General features: G+C 68.4%; 14 protein-coding genes and 1 pseudogene. 9 read left to right on the top strand and 6 right to left on the bottom strand.

The window, feature by feature from the left end; translation table 11 throughout:
- Positions 1–25 precede the first annotated feature (25 nt).
- Positions 26–2,569 carry an ATP-dependent Clp protease ATP-binding subunit gene (locus C6Y44_RS02510; RefSeq protein ID WP_120281267.1) on the top strand — a complete coding sequence of 848 codons (2,544 nt, stop codon included), beginning with the start codon at positions 26–28 and terminating at the stop codon, positions 2,567–2,569.
- A 180-nt stretch (positions 2,570–2,749) separates the two neighbouring features.
- On the top strand, positions 2,750–3,394 hold the full coding sequence (locus C6Y44_RS02515) for an MBL fold metallo-hydrolase (protein ID WP_159416833.1): 645 nt from the start codon (positions 2,750–2,752) through the stop codon (positions 3,392–3,394).
- A 58-nt stretch (positions 3,395–3,452) separates the two neighbouring features.
- Here C6Y44_RS02515 and C6Y44_RS02520 read toward each other — a convergent pair whose 3' ends face one another.
- Entirely contained in the window at positions 3,453–4,079 is a 627-nt protein-coding gene (locus tag C6Y44_RS02520; protein ID WP_060653547.1) for a TetR/AcrR family transcriptional regulator, read from the bottom strand.
- Between the two features lie 119 nt (positions 4,080–4,198).
- Between C6Y44_RS02520 and C6Y44_RS02525 the strand changes: the two genes are divergently transcribed.
- The 3 genes from C6Y44_RS02525 (at position 4,199) to C6Y44_RS02535 (ending at position 6,803) form a co-directional block, all read left to right on the top strand.
- Positions 4,199–5,497, top strand: a complete 1,299-nt coding sequence (locus C6Y44_RS02525) for an oxygenase MpaB family protein (protein ID WP_120281269.1) — start codon at positions 4,199–4,201, stop codon at positions 5,495–5,497.
- Between the two features lie 117 nt (positions 5,498–5,614).
- Complete coding sequence (locus tag C6Y44_RS02530; protein ID WP_060653552.1) at positions 5,615–6,055, top strand: OsmC family protein; 441 nt, start codon at positions 5,615–5,617, stop codon at positions 6,053–6,055.
- Positions 6,056–6,116: 61 nt separating this feature from the next.
- On the top strand, positions 6,117–6,803 hold the full coding sequence (locus C6Y44_RS02535) for a DsbA family oxidoreductase (protein ID WP_159416832.1): 687 nt from the start codon (positions 6,117–6,119) through the stop codon (positions 6,801–6,803).
- Here the strand turns inward: C6Y44_RS02535 and C6Y44_RS02540 are convergent.
- Both C6Y44_RS02540 and C6Y44_RS02545 read right to left on the bottom strand, forming a co-directional pair.
- The gene (locus tag C6Y44_RS02540; RefSeq protein ID WP_159416831.1) at positions 6,793–7,323 is read right to left on the bottom strand and encodes a DUF1990 family protein; all 531 of its coding nucleotides are present in this window, start codon (positions 7,321–7,323) and stop codon (positions 6,793–6,795) included. The two genes, C6Y44_RS02535 and C6Y44_RS02540, sit on opposite strands and share 11 nt — an antisense overlap.
- 1 nt (position 7,324) lies before the next feature.
- Positions 7,325–7,630: an antibiotic biosynthesis monooxygenase family protein gene (locus C6Y44_RS02545; protein WP_006550495.1), complete on the bottom strand. Its 306-nt coding sequence runs from the start codon at positions 7,628–7,630 to the stop codon at positions 7,325–7,327.
- 33 nt (positions 7,631–7,663) lie between these two features.
- On the opposite strand from C6Y44_RS02545, the gene C6Y44_RS02550 reads away from it, so the two are divergent.
- Complete coding sequence (locus C6Y44_RS02550; protein WP_159416830.1) at positions 7,664–8,422, top strand: alpha/beta fold hydrolase; 759 nt, start codon at positions 7,664–7,666, stop codon at positions 8,420–8,422.
- Between the two features lie 45 nt (positions 8,423–8,467).
- Here C6Y44_RS02550 and C6Y44_RS02555 read toward each other — a convergent pair whose 3' ends face one another.
- Positions 8,468–9,352 (bottom strand): HhH-GPD family protein, encoded by an 885-nt coding sequence (locus C6Y44_RS02555; RefSeq protein ID WP_159416829.1) that lies wholly within the window; start codon positions 9,350–9,352, stop codon positions 8,468–8,470.
- Positions 9,353–9,445: 93 nt separating this feature from the next.
- Between C6Y44_RS02555 and C6Y44_RS02560 the strand changes: the two genes are divergently transcribed.
- The gene (locus C6Y44_RS02560) at positions 9,446–10,075 is read left to right on the top strand and encodes a carbonic anhydrase (RefSeq protein WP_120281274.1); all 630 of its coding nucleotides are present in this window, start codon (positions 9,446–9,448) and stop codon (positions 10,073–10,075) included.
- 102 nt (positions 10,076–10,177) lie between these two features.
- Positions 10,178–10,921 carry a hypothetical protein gene (locus tag C6Y44_RS02565; RefSeq protein ID WP_159416828.1) on the top strand — a complete coding sequence of 248 codons (744 nt, stop codon included), beginning with the start codon at positions 10,178–10,180 and terminating at the stop codon, positions 10,919–10,921.
- Positions 10,922–10,944: 23 nt separating this feature from the next.
- On the opposite strand, the gene disA is transcribed toward C6Y44_RS02565, so the two are convergent.
- Positions 10,945–12,027, bottom strand: coding sequence for a DNA integrity scanning diadenylate cyclase DisA (gene disA / locus C6Y44_RS02570; RefSeq protein WP_120281276.1), 1,083 nt, complete (start codon positions 12,025–12,027; stop codon positions 10,945–10,947).
- A 93-nt stretch (positions 12,028–12,120) separates the two neighbouring features.
- Here disA and C6Y44_RS02575 point away from each other — a divergent pair, with 93 nt between their 5' ends.
- Positions 12,121–12,684: a PaaI family thioesterase gene (locus C6Y44_RS02575; protein ID WP_120281277.1), complete on the top strand. Its 564-nt coding sequence runs from the start codon at positions 12,121–12,123 to the stop codon at positions 12,682–12,684.
- 40 nt (positions 12,685–12,724) lie between these two features.
- On the opposite strand, the pseudogene dinB reads toward C6Y44_RS02575, so the two are convergent.
- Positions 12,725–13,980 (bottom strand): annotated as a pseudogene (dinB, locus tag C6Y44_RS02580) (DNA polymerase IV).
- Positions 13,981–14,001 lie beyond the last annotated feature (21 nt).

The raw sequence follows: 14,001 nt of genomic DNA on the forward strand, positions 1-14,001 counted from the left end.
CGGCCGGAGAGTGTGAGGGAGTGCGATGTTCGAAAGGTTCACCGATCGCGCGCGGCGCGTCGTTGTCCTGGCTCAAGAAGAGGCCAGGATGCTCAACCACAACTACATCGGCACGGAGCACATCCTCCTCGGCCTCATCCACGAGGGTGAGGGTGTGGCGGCGAAGTCGCTCGAGTCGTTGGGTATCTCCCTCGAAGGTGTGCGCAGCCAGGTCGAAGAGATCATCGGCCAGGGTCAGCAGGCGCCCTCGGGGCACATTCCCTTCACTCCTCGTGCCAAGAAGGTCCTCGAGCTGAGCCTTCGCGAAGCGCTCCAGCTCGGACACAACTACATCGGTACCGAACACATCCTGCTCGGTCTCATCCGCGAGGGTGAGGGCGTGGCGGCGCAGGTGCTCGTCAAGCTCGGCGCCGACCTCAACCGGGTGCGTCAGCAGGTCATCCAGCTGCTGTCCGGTTACCAGGGTAAGGAGCCCGCAGAATCCGGCACGAGCCGTGGCGAGACCGGCACTCCGTCCACGTCGCTCGTCCTGGACCAGTTCGGCCGCAACCTCACGCAGGCAGCTCTCGAGGGCAAGCTCGACCCGGTCATCGGCCGGGCGAAGGAGATCGAGCGCGTCATGCAGGTGCTGTCGCGTCGTACGAAGAACAACCCGGTGCTCATCGGCGAGCCGGGTGTCGGTAAGACCGCCGTCGTCGAGGGCCTCGCGCAGGCCATCGTCAACGGTGAGGTCCCCGAGACCCTCAAGGACAAGCAGCTCTACACGCTCGACCTGGGCTCGCTCGTCGCCGGCAGCCGTTACCGCGGCGATTTCGAGGAACGCCTGAAGAAGGTCCTCAAGGAGATCAACAGCCGCGGCGACATCATCCTGTTCATCGACGAGCTGCACACGCTCGTCGGTGCCGGTGCTGCCGAGGGCGCGATCGACGCCGCGTCGATCCTCAAGCCCAAGCTCGCCCGCGGTGAGCTGCAGACCATCGGTGCGACGACCCTCGACGAGTACCGCAAGTACATCGAGAAGGACGCCGCTCTCGAGCGCCGCTTCCAGCCGGTGCAGGTCGGGGAGCCGACGGTGGAGCACACCATCGAGATCCTCAAGGGTCTGCGCGACCGCTACGAGGCGCACCACCGCGTCTCGATCACCGACAAGGCGCTCGTCGCGTCGGCCACTCTCGCCGACCGCTACATCAACGACCGCTTCCTGCCGGACAAGGCGATCGACCTCATCGACGAGGCCGGTGCACGCATGCGCATCCGTCGCATGACCGCGCCGCCGGACCTGCGCGAGTTCGACGACAAGATCGCCGACGCCCGTCGCGAGAAGGAATCGGCGATCGACGCGCAGGACTTCGAGAAGGCCGCGAGCCTGCGCGACAAGGAGAAGCAGCTCGTCGCGCAGCGTGCCGAGCGCGAGAAGCAGTGGCGTGCGGGCGATCTCGACGTCATCGCCGAGGTCGACGAGGAGCAGATCGCCGAGGTCCTCGCCAACTGGACCGGTATCCCGGTGTTCAAGCTCACCGAGGAGGAGACCACGCGTCTGCTCCGCATGGAGGACGAGCTGCACAAGCGGATCATCGGCCAGGAGGACGCCGTCAAGGCCGTCGCCAAGGCGATCCGTCGTACGCGTGCCGGCCTGAAGGACCCGAAGCGTCCGTCCGGTTCGTTCATCTTCGCCGGCCCGTCCGGTGTGGGTAAGACGGAGCTGTCCAAGGCGCTCGCGAACTTCCTGTTCGGCGAGGACGACGCGCTCATCCAGATCGACATGGGCGAGTTCCACGACCGCTTCACCGCGTCGCGCCTGTTCGGTGCGCCTCCCGGCTACGTCGGATACGAGGAGGGCGGCCAGCTCACCGAGAAGGTGCGCCGCAAGCCGTTCTCCGTGGTTCTGTTCGACGAGATCGAGAAGGCCCACCAGGAGATCTACAACACCCTCCTGCAGGTCCTCGAGGACGGTCGCCTCACCGACGGTCAGGGACGCACGGTCGACTTCAAGAACACCGTGCTGATCTTCACGTCGAACCTGGGCACCGCCGACATCTCGAAGGCCGTCGGGCTCGGCTTCTCGGCCGGAACGGGCGAGCAGTCGAACTACGAGCGGATGAAGAACAAGGTCCACGACGAGCTGAAGAAGCACTTCCGGCCCGAGTTCCTCAACCGTATCGACGACATCATCGTCTTCCACCAGCTCACGCAGGATCAGATCATCCAGATGGTCGACCTGATGATCGGACGTGTGGAGACGCAGCTGAAGAACAAGGACATGGGTATCGAGCTCACCGAGAAGGCGAAGTCGCTGCTCGCCAAGCGCGGCTTCGACCCGGTGCTCGGTGCACGTCCGCTGCGTCGCACGATCCAGCGCGAGATCGAGGATCAGCTCTCCGAGAAGATCCTGTTCGGCGAGATCGGCGCGGGCCAGATCGTCCTCGTCGACGTCGAGGGCTGGGACGGCGAGGGCGCCGGCGAGAACGCGAAGTTCACGTTCACGCCGAGCGAGAAGCCGGCCGAGGTCCCGGACACCCCGGCGGTCGCGCTGGCCAAGTCCAGCGAGGGCGAGTCCGAATCCGGATAAGCGTCCGCTGCCTGTGAGAGCAGGCACGTGTTGCTGCCTGTGAGAGCAGGCGCCTGCTGTACCGAGAGGGGCGGCACCCGCGAGAGGGTGCCGCCCCTCTCGCCGTCCGACGCACTTGACCTCCAGTCGGCTCGAGGTTGCACGGTGGTGGTGACCGGACGACGACCAGGAGGTATCGCGATGCGGCAAGTACTGCCCGATCTGTGGGAGACACAGGAGGACAACCCGTTCCCGGGGCTGAGGACGCACGCCTATCTGTGGACCGGGAAGAACAACGTGCTCTTCTATTCGGTTGCCGGTGAGTCCGATTTCGACGCACTGGACCGCCTCGGTGGGATCACCGACCAGTACCTGTCCCACCAGGACGAGGCCGGCCCGATGCTCGGCAGGATCGCCGAGCGCTTCGGGTCGAGACTCCACGCGGCGGCGGCGGAGGCCGATGTGGTCGGCCGGCACGCCCGCATCGACGTCCCGCTGACGGAACGTCACGTGGACGACAACGGGGTGGAGATCGTTCCGACGCCCGGGCACACGGTGGGGAGCATCTGCTATCTGGTGCCCGGCGCGGACGGGACCCGCTACCTGTTCACCGGCGACACGCTGTACCGCGGTGCTTCGGGGAAGTGGCGGGCCGGCTACATCGAGGGGATGAGCGACGCCCGTGCGCTCGCCGACAGTCTGCGCCTGCTGGCGACGGCGGAACCCGATGTGGTGATCTCGAGTGCGTTCGCGGGGGAGTCGGGCGTGCACCGGATCGACCCCCGCGAATGGCCTGCCCACATCGACCAGGCTCTGACCGGGTTGTCTGCCGCGGTGCAGGGCTGAGGAGAGCTCTTCCGGACCGTCTGCCCTGCCGCGGGTCGTGGCCGACCTTGCCGCCGGCTCATCTGCCGATGGTCGGCATGTGCGCGGTGAGTGTCGACAGGGTGCTGGCGACGATCTCGGTGAGTTCGTCGGGGCGGATGTCGAGCGTGCCGTCGAGCCAGCCGCGGACGAGCTCGACGGCACCGGCCATGACGACCACCGCGCACAGTTCGGCCTGCCGGGAGTCGAGGCGGGTGCCCACCGCGTCGCTCTGCTTGGCGAGTTCGTCGGCGGCGGACCGGATGAACGCGCTCTTCCGCTCGGCGAGCGGGGGCGCGTCGGAGATGAGGAAGCGACCCTGCTGGGGGTTGCGTTCGACGGCGCCGACGATCGCTCCCACCGCGGCGCGCGCCTTGGCGTGCAGCTCGTCGGGGGCCGCCGCGATGGCGTCGACGGCGCGTTCGAGCAGGGTCGCGCCGAGCTCGTCGTAGGCGGTGGTGACGAGGTCGGTCATGTCGGTGAAACTCTCGTAGAAGAAGCGCGGGCCGACTCCCGCAGTGGCCGCGACCTTCCGTACCGTCGCCGCCGACCAGCCCTCGTCGGCGACGACGTCGATCACCGCGTTCTGGAGACGCTTGCGGCGTTCGGCGCGCCGGTCGGCCGGGGCGACGCCGCGATACGCGCGGGTGGCTTCGGGCTCGGACACATCGTCGAGTGTGGCACAACACCACCGACCTTCAGGAATCGATCAATTCCGGAATCAAGTGTTTACTAATTGTGGAATCCTTGTCATAGTCGATCCCCGAATCCGGACGAGGAGGAAACGTGACGATCGATGCCCCGTCGACTGCCCACCTGCACGACCGAACCGATCGACTCGCACCGAAGCCGATCCTGCGAGAGGGCGGCCCGCGTCTGGCGATGTCGTTGCTCGCCGGCGACTCGGTGCGACCGACCCGGGCCCAGGCCCGGGCGTTCGCCAAGTTCGCGCACACCTGCGATCCCGTGGCCGACGATCTGGTCGCCGCGATGCGCCGCGACCGGCTCCGCATCCGCACACAGTTCGAGCAGGCACTCGAACACGGCATCGAGACCGTGGACGATCCCGCACCCGAGGTGGCAGCGTTCATCGCCACCCTCGACGACGTGCCGTTCTGGGTCGACTACGACAAGCTCGATCTCGCTGCGCGGGCAATCGCACGGATGCCGATGAGCACCCTCATGGCGTTCACCACCGCCATCGCCTTCCCGGCCAGCTACGTCTCCCCGCGCGTCAACGACGTGCTGTTGCGCGGCGGCGACCTCGCGAAACGCGCCGCGGGTCGGATCGTCGAGACGGTCTCGTGGTCGATGGACTGCACGGCGCCCGGCGGAATGGAGCGCTTCGGAGCGGGGACGAAGAACACCGCCCGTGTCCGCGTCGTGCACGCCTACATCCGTGCCGGGATCGATCGGGTCGACGACTGGAACACCGACACGCACGGCCGGCCCGTGAACCAGTTGCACTACTGCGTGACGATGATCCCGATCGCCGGGGTGGCCCTCGCCGTCATGGCGGCCGGGCACTGGTACTCGCGACGTGAGCGCGACGCGATCGTCCACCTCTACCGCTACGTCGCCCACACCATGGGCGTGACGGCGGAACTGCAGGTCACGTCCTTCGACGAGCTCCTGCGTCTGATCTGGCTGGCGGTCTGGTCGGAGGTCGACCCCGACGACTCGTCCGCCGCTCTCACCGAGGCCGCGCTGAAGGCCGTTCCCCGCATCTACGGGGTCGACGGCCCCGGCGCGGCGAACCGCATCAGGAGCTGGGCGCACTACCACTTCCACGCCGACCTGGCCCGCCTGTCGCTGGGCTCCGGATACGCCGACGCCGTGGGCGTTCCGCGACTGAGCCCGATGGCGGCGCTGTATCCGGTGTGGTTCGCGCGCAACCTCCTACGCGACCGCCTGAGTGTCCTGGTGCCCGGTGGTGCCGGACGCGCCGCCCGGCGGGGTCACGCCGAGCGCATGCGGGAGATCGCCGAGGTGAAGCGGCGGCTCGAAGTACGGCCCTACGAACGGGACGGAGCCGTGCAGTCGATCCGCGAACGCGACCGCGAACTCCGGGCGCGATCGGCCTGATCCGGACATCGGGAACGCTCTGGCGCGAACAGCCCTCGCCACCATCGCGACTCTGCAAGTGTGGTTCGTGAAGGAACTGTCGCATGCAGAGCTGTCGCACGCAGAGAAGGAGAGGTCATGCCCACTCGTACCGCACGGACCGCATGGAACGGGGATCTGCAGAAGGGCTCCGGTCAGGTGGAGCTCACCAGCTCGGGCCGTGGCACGTTCGACGTGTCGTTCCCGAAACGCTCGGCGGAGAACGCGGACGGCACCACCAGCCCCGAGGAGCTCGTCGCCGCCGCGCATTCGTCGTGCTACGCGATGCAGTTGTCCGCACTGATCGCGGAGGCGGGCGGCACACCGCAGAGCCTCGAGGTCACCGCCGACGTCTCGCTGGGGCCCGACCCGGCGGGCGGATTCCGGCTCACCGGAATCGAACTGAAGGTGCGGGGTGAGGTCGACGGCCTCGACGCCGACGGCTTCGTCAAGGCCGCAGAGGACGCGAAGGCGGGATGTCCCGTGAGCAAGGCACTCACCGGCGTCGAGATCTCCCTGGACGCCGCCCTCGAGAGCTGACCGGGTTCATGGACCGATCGGCCCGGGAACAGAGCACGTCAGGGCCGGGTTGTACCCGAATATGAGCATGCCCGACGTACTTCTCCCCACAGCCCACATCGAGATCTGGTCCGACATCGCCTGCCCCTGGTGCTACATCGGCAAGCGGCGCTTCGCGGAGGCGCTCGAGTCCTTCGACGACCGCGACCGGATCGAGGTCACCTGGAGGTCGTACCAGCTCTCGCCCGACACACCGGTCGGGCGACGGGTCCCCGAGATCGAGGCGCTCGTCGCGATGAAGGGGATGCCGGCCGAGCAGGTCCGGCAGATGTTCGCCCAGGTCTCGGACACCGCTGCCGACGTGGGACTCGAGATCGACTTCGACAACGTCGTCGCCGCCAACACCTTCGATGCGCATCGGCTCGCGCATCTGGCCGGCGACAAGCGCGACGAGGTCCTCGAGGCGTTGTTCCGTGCGCATTTCGTCGACGGCGAGGTGGTCGACGATGTGGATGTCCTCGTGAAGGTCGCCACCGAGGTCGGGCTCGATCCGGAGTCGACGCGCGCAGCCCTCGACGGCGACGATCCCGCCGGTGAGGCCGCGGCCGACGCCGTGACCGCCGATCTCTTCGACGCACGACGGATCGGCATGCAGGGGGTGCCGTTCTTCGTGGCCAACCGCGCCGTCGCAGTGTCGGGTGCGCAGCCGGTGGACGTCTTCCGTCAGTTCCTGCGCAAGGCCGTCGACGATGTGACGGTCAAGCTGTGAGTGCCGCGAGATAACGTCGCGCGATCTGCTGCTGGAGCAGGTGCCCGACGGGACCGGCCACCTTCGTATACCAGCGGGCGGGGCGGGAGAACGCGAGCACCGTGCCCCGCACCCGCCCGTCCGCGGTGCGCTCGACGACGAAGGTCTCCTCGCCGCATTCGGGATGGCCCGGGAGTGTGCCGTAGGTGAACCCGCGTACGTCCGGGGTGTCGACGATGTCGATCACGCGGCACCGCGCCGACGCGCGCACCGGACCGAGACCGAAGCCGAGATCCACTTCGACGCCGGGTACTGCGAGGGGCGTACCGGCCGGGATCCGCATGCCCGCGCCGCGATGCATGTCCCACGAGAACAACCGGGCAGCGGCGACCTCGAACACGGTGTCGCCGCTGCCCAGTTCGCTCTCGACCTTCAGGTGCCGATAACCGGAGGGGAGCGGTGCCTCGCCGCGGAAGGCACGCAGGCTCGCTCCCACCTCCGGATAGGTGAACTCACGCCCGGACCCGCCGGACGCGGACATCTCAGGACTTCTTGACGTCGAGGACGACCTCGAACTCGAGGAGCGAGGCGCCGGTCGCGACGGGCTTCTTCGCCTCACCCGCGTGGGCGGCACGTGCGTCGCCGTCGCGCCACGCGGCGAAGTCCTCCTCGGACTCCCACTGCGTCACCACGAAGTACCGGTTCTCGCCGGCGGTGGGACGGAGCAGCTGGAAACCCAGGAAGCCGGGGGAGTTGTCGACGGTGTGCGCCCGATTGGCGAATCGCTTCTCCAGCTCGGGGCCGGCGCCTTCGGGAACTTCGATTGCGTTGATCTTCACGACTGCCATGCGCGAGAGCCTACTCCGCTAACTTGGTCGATTGTGTTGCACGACGAGGGCGGAACCGGACGACCCATCCTGCTGTTGCACGGCCTCATGGGCAGCGCCCGCACGTGGCGTCGTCACGTGCCGTGGTTACGCGGGCACGGGCACGTGTACACCTTCGACGCCGCCGGTCACGGCCGTCCCGCTCCCGACGAACTCACCACCGAAGCGTTCGTCGCCGATCTCACAACCCACCTCACTGAGATCACCGAACCACTCGTCGTGATCGGGCATTCGATGGGCGCTCTGCACGCGTGGTGCTTCGCCGCCGCCCATCCCGAGCGGGTCACTGCGCTGGTGCTCGAGGACATGGCGCCCGACTTCCGGGGACGCACGGCCGCGAACTGGGCGGCGATGATCACGCAGTGGCCGCAGCCGTTCCCCACCGAGGACGCGGTGTTCGATTTCTTCGGGCCCGTCGCGGGTCGCTACTTCCTCGACTCGTTCGTCCGCCGCGACGACGGCTGGTATCTGCACGGCGACGTCGAGACCTTCCGCGACATCTCGGAAGAGTGGGGGTCGCGGCACTTCTGGGACGAGTGGAACTCGATCCGCGTGCCCGCGCTGCTGCTCGAAGGCGAGTTCACCATCACCCCCGAGGGACAGATGCGACGGATGGCGACGCGACCCGGCACCGACCACGTCCTCGTCGACGGCGCCGGGCATCTCGTGCACGACGACCGGCCCGACGAGTTCCGCACCGCCGTGGAACACTTCCTCACCGCGCACGCACTGTCGGCGAGCCGACTCGGGTAGCACTGTCGGCGAGCCGACTCGAGTAGCACTGCCGGTAAGCCGACTCTAGGAGGTCGAGCCCTCGCCGGCGAGTGCGAAGCGGCCGTCGTCGGTCTGCTCCACGAGACCGTCCACGAGCAGCGAATGCAGGGCGCGGTCGCGCTGGCCCGGATCCGTGGTCCACACGCTGTCGAGAACGGGTCGCTCCACAGGGACGCTGCTCTCGCGCAGTACCGCCATCAATCGGCCTCGCACCTGCCGGTCGGTGCCGGCGAACTTCTGCACCTTCCGGGGCGGTCCGTCGTGGGCGGGTCGCCCGGCCTGCACCCACGCGCACTCGGGCAGCGGGCAGCGCCCGCAGTCGGGTGTGCGGGCGGTGCACACGGTCGCGCCGAGTTCCATCAGTGCCGCGGAGAAGGTCGCCGCACGCGCACGCTGACGCGGAAGGATCGCCTCGACATCGGCGAGATCCCGCGTGGTCGAGGGGTTTCCGGGTTCCGCCCGGCCGTGGACGGCGCGGGCGACGACACGACGCACGTTCGTGTCCACCACCGGCACACGCTGCCCGTGCGCGAAACACGCCACCGCTCGCGCGGTGTATGCGCCGACGCCGGGCAGAGTCAGCAGGACGTCGACGTCCTCGGGAACCCGATCCTCATGCTCGGCGGCGAGTACGCCGGCGCACTCGTGCAGGCGCAGCGCGCGGCGCGGATAGCCGAGCTTGCCCCACGCCCGCAACACCTCGGCCCGACTCGAGACGGCCATGGCGGACGGCACGGGCCAGCGCTGCACCCACTCCTCCCAGATCGGGGCGACCCGGGCCACCGGCGTCTGCTGCAGCATGACCTCGGACATGAGGATCTGCCAGCCCGTCACCCCGTCGTGGCGCCACGGCAGGTCGCGCGCCTGGGCGGCATACCAGCGCAGCAACGACGGCGCATCCACGGACATCTCGGGTCTCCTCCGGTCACAGGGTCGGGTGTCGGGTTCCATCGAGAAGATGTCGAACGAAATCGGACATGGGTGCAGGTGAATAATGTACGCATGCCGAACTCCAATCCCATCTCCGCCTGGAAAGCCCTGACCGAGGGTAATCATCGTTTCGTCAGCGGCACCCCGCTGCACCCGAGCCAGGGAATCGACCGTCGCGCCGAGCTCGTCAACGGTCAGCATCCCACCGCCGTGCTGTTCGGCTGCGGAGACTCCCGCGTCGCCGCAGAGATCATCTTCGACCAGGGGCTCGGCGACATGTTCGTGGTCCGCACCGCGGGTCACGTCATCGACAGCTCCGTGCTCGGCTCCATCGAGTATGCCGTCGACATCCTCGACGTTCCGCTCATCGTCATCCTCGGCCACGACAGCTGCGGTGCCGTGGCGGCGACCATCGATGCCCTCGACAAGGGCACTGTGCCGGGTGGGCACATCCGCAGTCTCGTCGAGCGTGTCGCTCCGTCGATCCTCATGGGCCGGGCCGAGGGGCTGTCCACCGTCGACGAGCTCGAGGGTCGCCACGTGGTCGAGACGGGCAAGCTGCTCACGGATCGTTCCCGCATCATCGCAGAGCGCATCGCCGACGGCCGCTGCGCCATCGTGGGCGTCACCTACAAGCTCGAGGACGGCAAGGTGAGTCTGCGCGGCCACTTCGGCGACATCGGTGAGGTCTCCGACAACTGAAGACGTGTGCACCTGCCGGTCACAACGATGTGACCGCAGGTCACAGCGACACGCCGACGGCGGTGTAGCCGTGCGCCCCCCGCGGCACATACCGTGGGGGGCGTGCTTGAACCGACCGGTCCTCTGCCCCCCGAGATCTACTGGCGACGACGCATTCTCGCGATCGGAGTCTCGGTGGTCGTGCTGGCTCTGGTCATCTGGCTCGTAGTGGCGCTGACCGGCGGCGAGGACCCCGATCAGAATCCCGAACCCGCAGCAGCGGAGGTGACGACCTCCGCCACCACGACGGCGGCCGATGCGTCCGCCGACGCGGCATCCGCGAGCACCACCCGGAGCGGTGAATCCTCGGGTTCGTCCGGATCGGGTGGAGCGGAGGGATCGGCCTCGGACGACGCGGACGAGGACGACACGTCCACGTCCGCCACCACCTCCGCTGCTCCGGTTCCGCCGGGGCAGTGCTCCGATCAGTCGCTCGCCGTGCGGGTGACGGCGGACGAGCCGAACTACCGGATCGGCTCCGAACCCGATTTCACGATCGTCATCACCAACATCGGCACATCGCAGTGCGAACGCGACCTCGGTGCGGGCCTGCAGCAGGTGCTCGTCTACAGCCTCGACGGCAACGAGCGGCTCTGGGCCAACACCGACTGCTTCCCCGAATCGACCGCCGACATCCGGTCGCTCGCTCCGGGCGACCAGGCGGCCTATTCCGTCAAGTGGTCGGCGACGACCTCCGAGCCCGGCTGCCAGGCGCCGCGCGAACCGGTCGGCCCCGGCGCATACACCGTGGTCGGGCAGCTCGGCGGCCTGCGCAGCGTGCCCGAGCCGTTCAACATCACGCCCTGATCTGCTGCTCGTCCGAGCGCTGTTCAGTCGTAGTGGTTGATCGCGGCTTCGGCGAGGCGCGACAGTCCCTCGCGGATGTACCGGGCCCACAGGGCGCCGACCCCGTCGACCGCCTGGAGATCGGCAGCGGTGGCCGCGAGCAGGCCCTGCAGCGTGCCGAACGCACCCACGAGCCGGTTGATCTGCCGGGTCTGCAGGCGCGGCACCCGATGGAGCACGCGATAGCCGCGCGGGCTCATCGAGGTGTCGAGGGCCTCGATGGTGCCCGAATAGCCGAAGGCGCGGGCAAGGCTGGTCAGATCGAGCAGGTCGACGTCGGTCAGGTGTGCGAGACGCTCGAGAGCCTGCTCGACCTCCTGCTGGGTGGGGACGTGCTCGCCCGCAAGGTAGTCGCGCACGATGAGCTGCCGGGCGAGCTGGTTGTCGCCGACGAGTTCTTCGAGCTGGAGGGCCAGCTGGCGACCGTCGGTCCCGAGTTCGAGCACGTCCTGCTCGATCTCCACGGACAGGCGGTGCATCATCTCGAGCCGCTGCGCCACGGTGAGCGCATCGCGCAGCGTGACGATGTCCTCGATCTCGACCACGGACAACTGCCGGGTCACCTCGTCGAGGCGGGCCTTGTAGCGCTCGAGTGTCGCGACGGCCTGGTTGGCCCGCGACAGGATGGTCGCGGAGTCGTTGATGACGTGGCGGCGACCGTCGACGTACACGCTGACGATGCTCATCGACTGGCTGACCGAGACCACCGGATATCCGGTCTGGATCGCGGTACGTTCCGCGGCGCGGTGCCGGGTACCGGACTCCACGGTGGGAATGCTCGGATCGGGGACGAGCTGCACGTTGGCACGCACGATGCGCGAACCGTCGGTGGACACGACCACGGCGCCGTCCATCTTCGACAGCTCCCGGAGCCGGGTGGGGGCGAACTCGACGTCGAGTTCGAAGCCCCCGTCGCACAGCTCGGCGACCGTGTCGTCGAAACCGAGGACGATCAGGCCGCCCGTCCGGCCACGGAGGATACGTTCGAGACCGTCGCGTAATGCGGTGCCGGGCGCCAGACGAGCGATGGTGTCGCTCAGCGTCGATGCCGGCGCCGACTCGGTCATCTGGACTTCCTTCCCCTGTGCGGTCTGCGGTCGTCGTCACAATGCGCGGACTCCCTGATCGGCGCCCCGACCGCGCAACTACATTACTTGCTCATGCGCAGCACCTGGACTCTGCCCGACGACCTCGTCGTTCCCGATCTGCCGGAAGATCATCCCGGCCCGGGTGCGCCGGTACCGCAGCACTGGAACAAGTGCTTCGGGTGTGGTGACGACCAGCCCCACGGTCTCGCGATGGAGTTCACCGTCGGCGAGGGTCTCGAGGTGCTCGGCCGTCTCGACGTCGCCACGCGCTACCAGGGCGGACCGGGATTCATCCACGGCGGCATCCTCATGACGGCCTTCGACGAGGTACAGGGAATGGCGTGCAACGCCGCCCTGCGGACCGCCGTCGTCACCGGGCACTTCGAGACGGACTTCGCTCGTCCCATCCCGCTGGGTTCGGTGCTCGAGTTCCGCGCCCGTGTCGACGGCACGGTGCGGCGCAAGGTCTACACCAGCGCGGAGGCACGCATCGTCGACGGTCCGCTGGCCGACCCGGACGTCGTGGTGGCGTCGTCGGTCGGGCTGTTCGTCGTCGTCGGACACGAGCACTTCGCGAAGGGTCGCGACTACGCCGACGGCATCCCGCAGAGCGAGCACGACATCTCCGCTGTCTGAGATCTCTGTCGGTCAAGCTTTCTTGTTCAGGCTTTGTTGTTCAGGCCTCAGGGGCGTCGGGGAGCAACGGAACACCCGGCCGGTGGTCGCGTCCGAGCAATGCCGCGGACGTGACCGCGCCCGCGCCGTAGCGGGAGTGCAGATCGTCCAGGACGGCATCGAGGGCATGCCGGGCGACGGCGCGGTGCTGCGTTCGCATGTCTCCGGTACCGTCCCCGGCGGCCTCGACCGGCTCGTCGAACGGCAGCTCGAGTTGTTCGACGCCTTCGCCGACGAGATTCGTCACCGCGATCCCGATGAGGGTGAGGCCGCGCTCGGCGATGAGCGGCCGGGTCTGCTCGAGCAGGTCGCGCGCCGCCGCCGACAGCAGATCGGTGCGTGCGGTGGCCCCGGGCAGCGTGTGCGAGCGGGTCGCGCGGTTGTAGTCGGCGAAGCGCATCCGCAGGACCACCGTGCGGCCGAGGCGTCCGGCCCGGCGCATCCGCCGGCCCACGCGGTCGACGAGCAGTTGCAGCGTCTCGCCGACCGACTCGACGCTGTGCGGCCCGCGGCCGAGCGCGTGCTGCGCGCCCATCGAACTGCGCCGCCGATGCCGGACCGGACGCGGATCGTGGCCGATCGCGAGCGCGTGCAGGTGGCGTCCCGCCGCGCGTCCGAGGAGCGAGACGAGATCGGACTCGGAGTGGGCGGCGACATCGGCCACGGTTCGTAGACCGTGTGCGTGCAACTTCGCCGCCGTCACCGTGCCGACGCCCCACAACCGCTCCACCGGCAACGGATGGAGGAACTCGAGTTCGGCGTGCGGAGGAACGAGGAGCATGCCGTCGGGCTTGGCCACCCCGCTCGCGACCTTGGCGAGGAACTTGGTGCGTGCGACCCCGACGGTGATCGGCAGCCCCACCTCCTCGGCGACCGTGCAGCGCAGACGTGCGGCGATATCGACGGGTCTGCCGGCGATGCGCCCGAGACCGGAGACGTCGAGGAACGCCTCGTCGATGGAGATCCCCTCCACGATGGGTGTGGTGCGATCGAAGATCGCGAACACGTCGCGGGACGCCTGCGCATAGGCCTCCATGCGGGGAGGCACCGAGATCAGTCCCGGGCACAGGGCGTGGGCGGCCCGGCCCGACATCGCGGTGACGATGCCGTGGGCCTTGGCCTCGTAGCTCGCCGCGAGCACGACGCCCCACCCACTACGATCGGTTTACCGCGCAACCACGGATCGTCGCGCTGCTCCACCGACGCGTAGAACGCGTCGAGATCGGCATGCAGCACCGTCGCATCGGACACGAACACATGTTCGCACCGACCACCGAC

This window comes from Rhodococcus rhodochrous, from assembly GCF_014854695.1.
Classification (GTDB): Bacteria; Actinomycetota; Actinomycetes; order Mycobacteriales; family Mycobacteriaceae; genus Rhodococcus.

What these genes read in the sequence shown, in the direction of transcription:
- C6Y44_RS02510 (WP_120281267.1), top strand. Translation starts at nt 26, where the DNA reads ATGTTCGAAAGGTTCACCGATCGCGCGCGGCGCGTCGTTGTCCTGGCT.
- C6Y44_RS02515 (WP_159416833.1), top strand. Translation starts at nt 2,750, where the DNA reads ATGCGGCAAGTACTGCCCGATCTGTGGGAGACACAGGAGGACAACCCG.
- C6Y44_RS02530 (WP_060653552.1), top strand. Translation starts at nt 5,615, where the DNA reads ATGCCCACTCGTACCGCACGGACCGCATGGAACGGGGATCTGCAGAAG.
- C6Y44_RS02535 (WP_159416832.1), top strand. Translation starts at nt 6,117, where the DNA reads ATGAGCATGCCCGACGTACTTCTCCCCACAGCCCACATCGAGATCTGG.
- C6Y44_RS02540 (WP_159416831.1), bottom strand. Translation starts at nt 7,323, where the DNA reads ATGTCCGCGTCCGGCGGGTCCGGGCGTGAGTTCACCTATCCGGAGGTG.
- C6Y44_RS02545 (WP_006550495.1), bottom strand. Translation starts at nt 7,630, where the DNA reads ATGGCAGTCGTGAAGATCAACGCAATCGAAGTTCCCGAAGGCGCCGGC.
- C6Y44_RS02555 (WP_159416829.1), bottom strand. Translation starts at nt 9,352, where the DNA reads ATGTCCGTGGATGCGCCGTCGTTGCTGCGCTGGTATGCCGCCCAGGCG.
- C6Y44_RS02560 (WP_120281274.1), top strand. Translation starts at nt 9,446, where the DNA reads ATGCCGAACTCCAATCCCATCTCCGCCTGGAAAGCCCTGACCGAGGGT.
- disA (WP_120281276.1), bottom strand. Translation starts at nt 12,027, where the DNA reads ATGACCGAGTCGGCGCCGGCATCGACGCTGAGCGACACCATCGCTCGT.
- C6Y44_RS02575 (WP_120281277.1), top strand. Translation starts at nt 12,121, where the DNA reads ATGCGCAGCACCTGGACTCTGCCCGACGACCTCGTCGTTCCCGATCTG.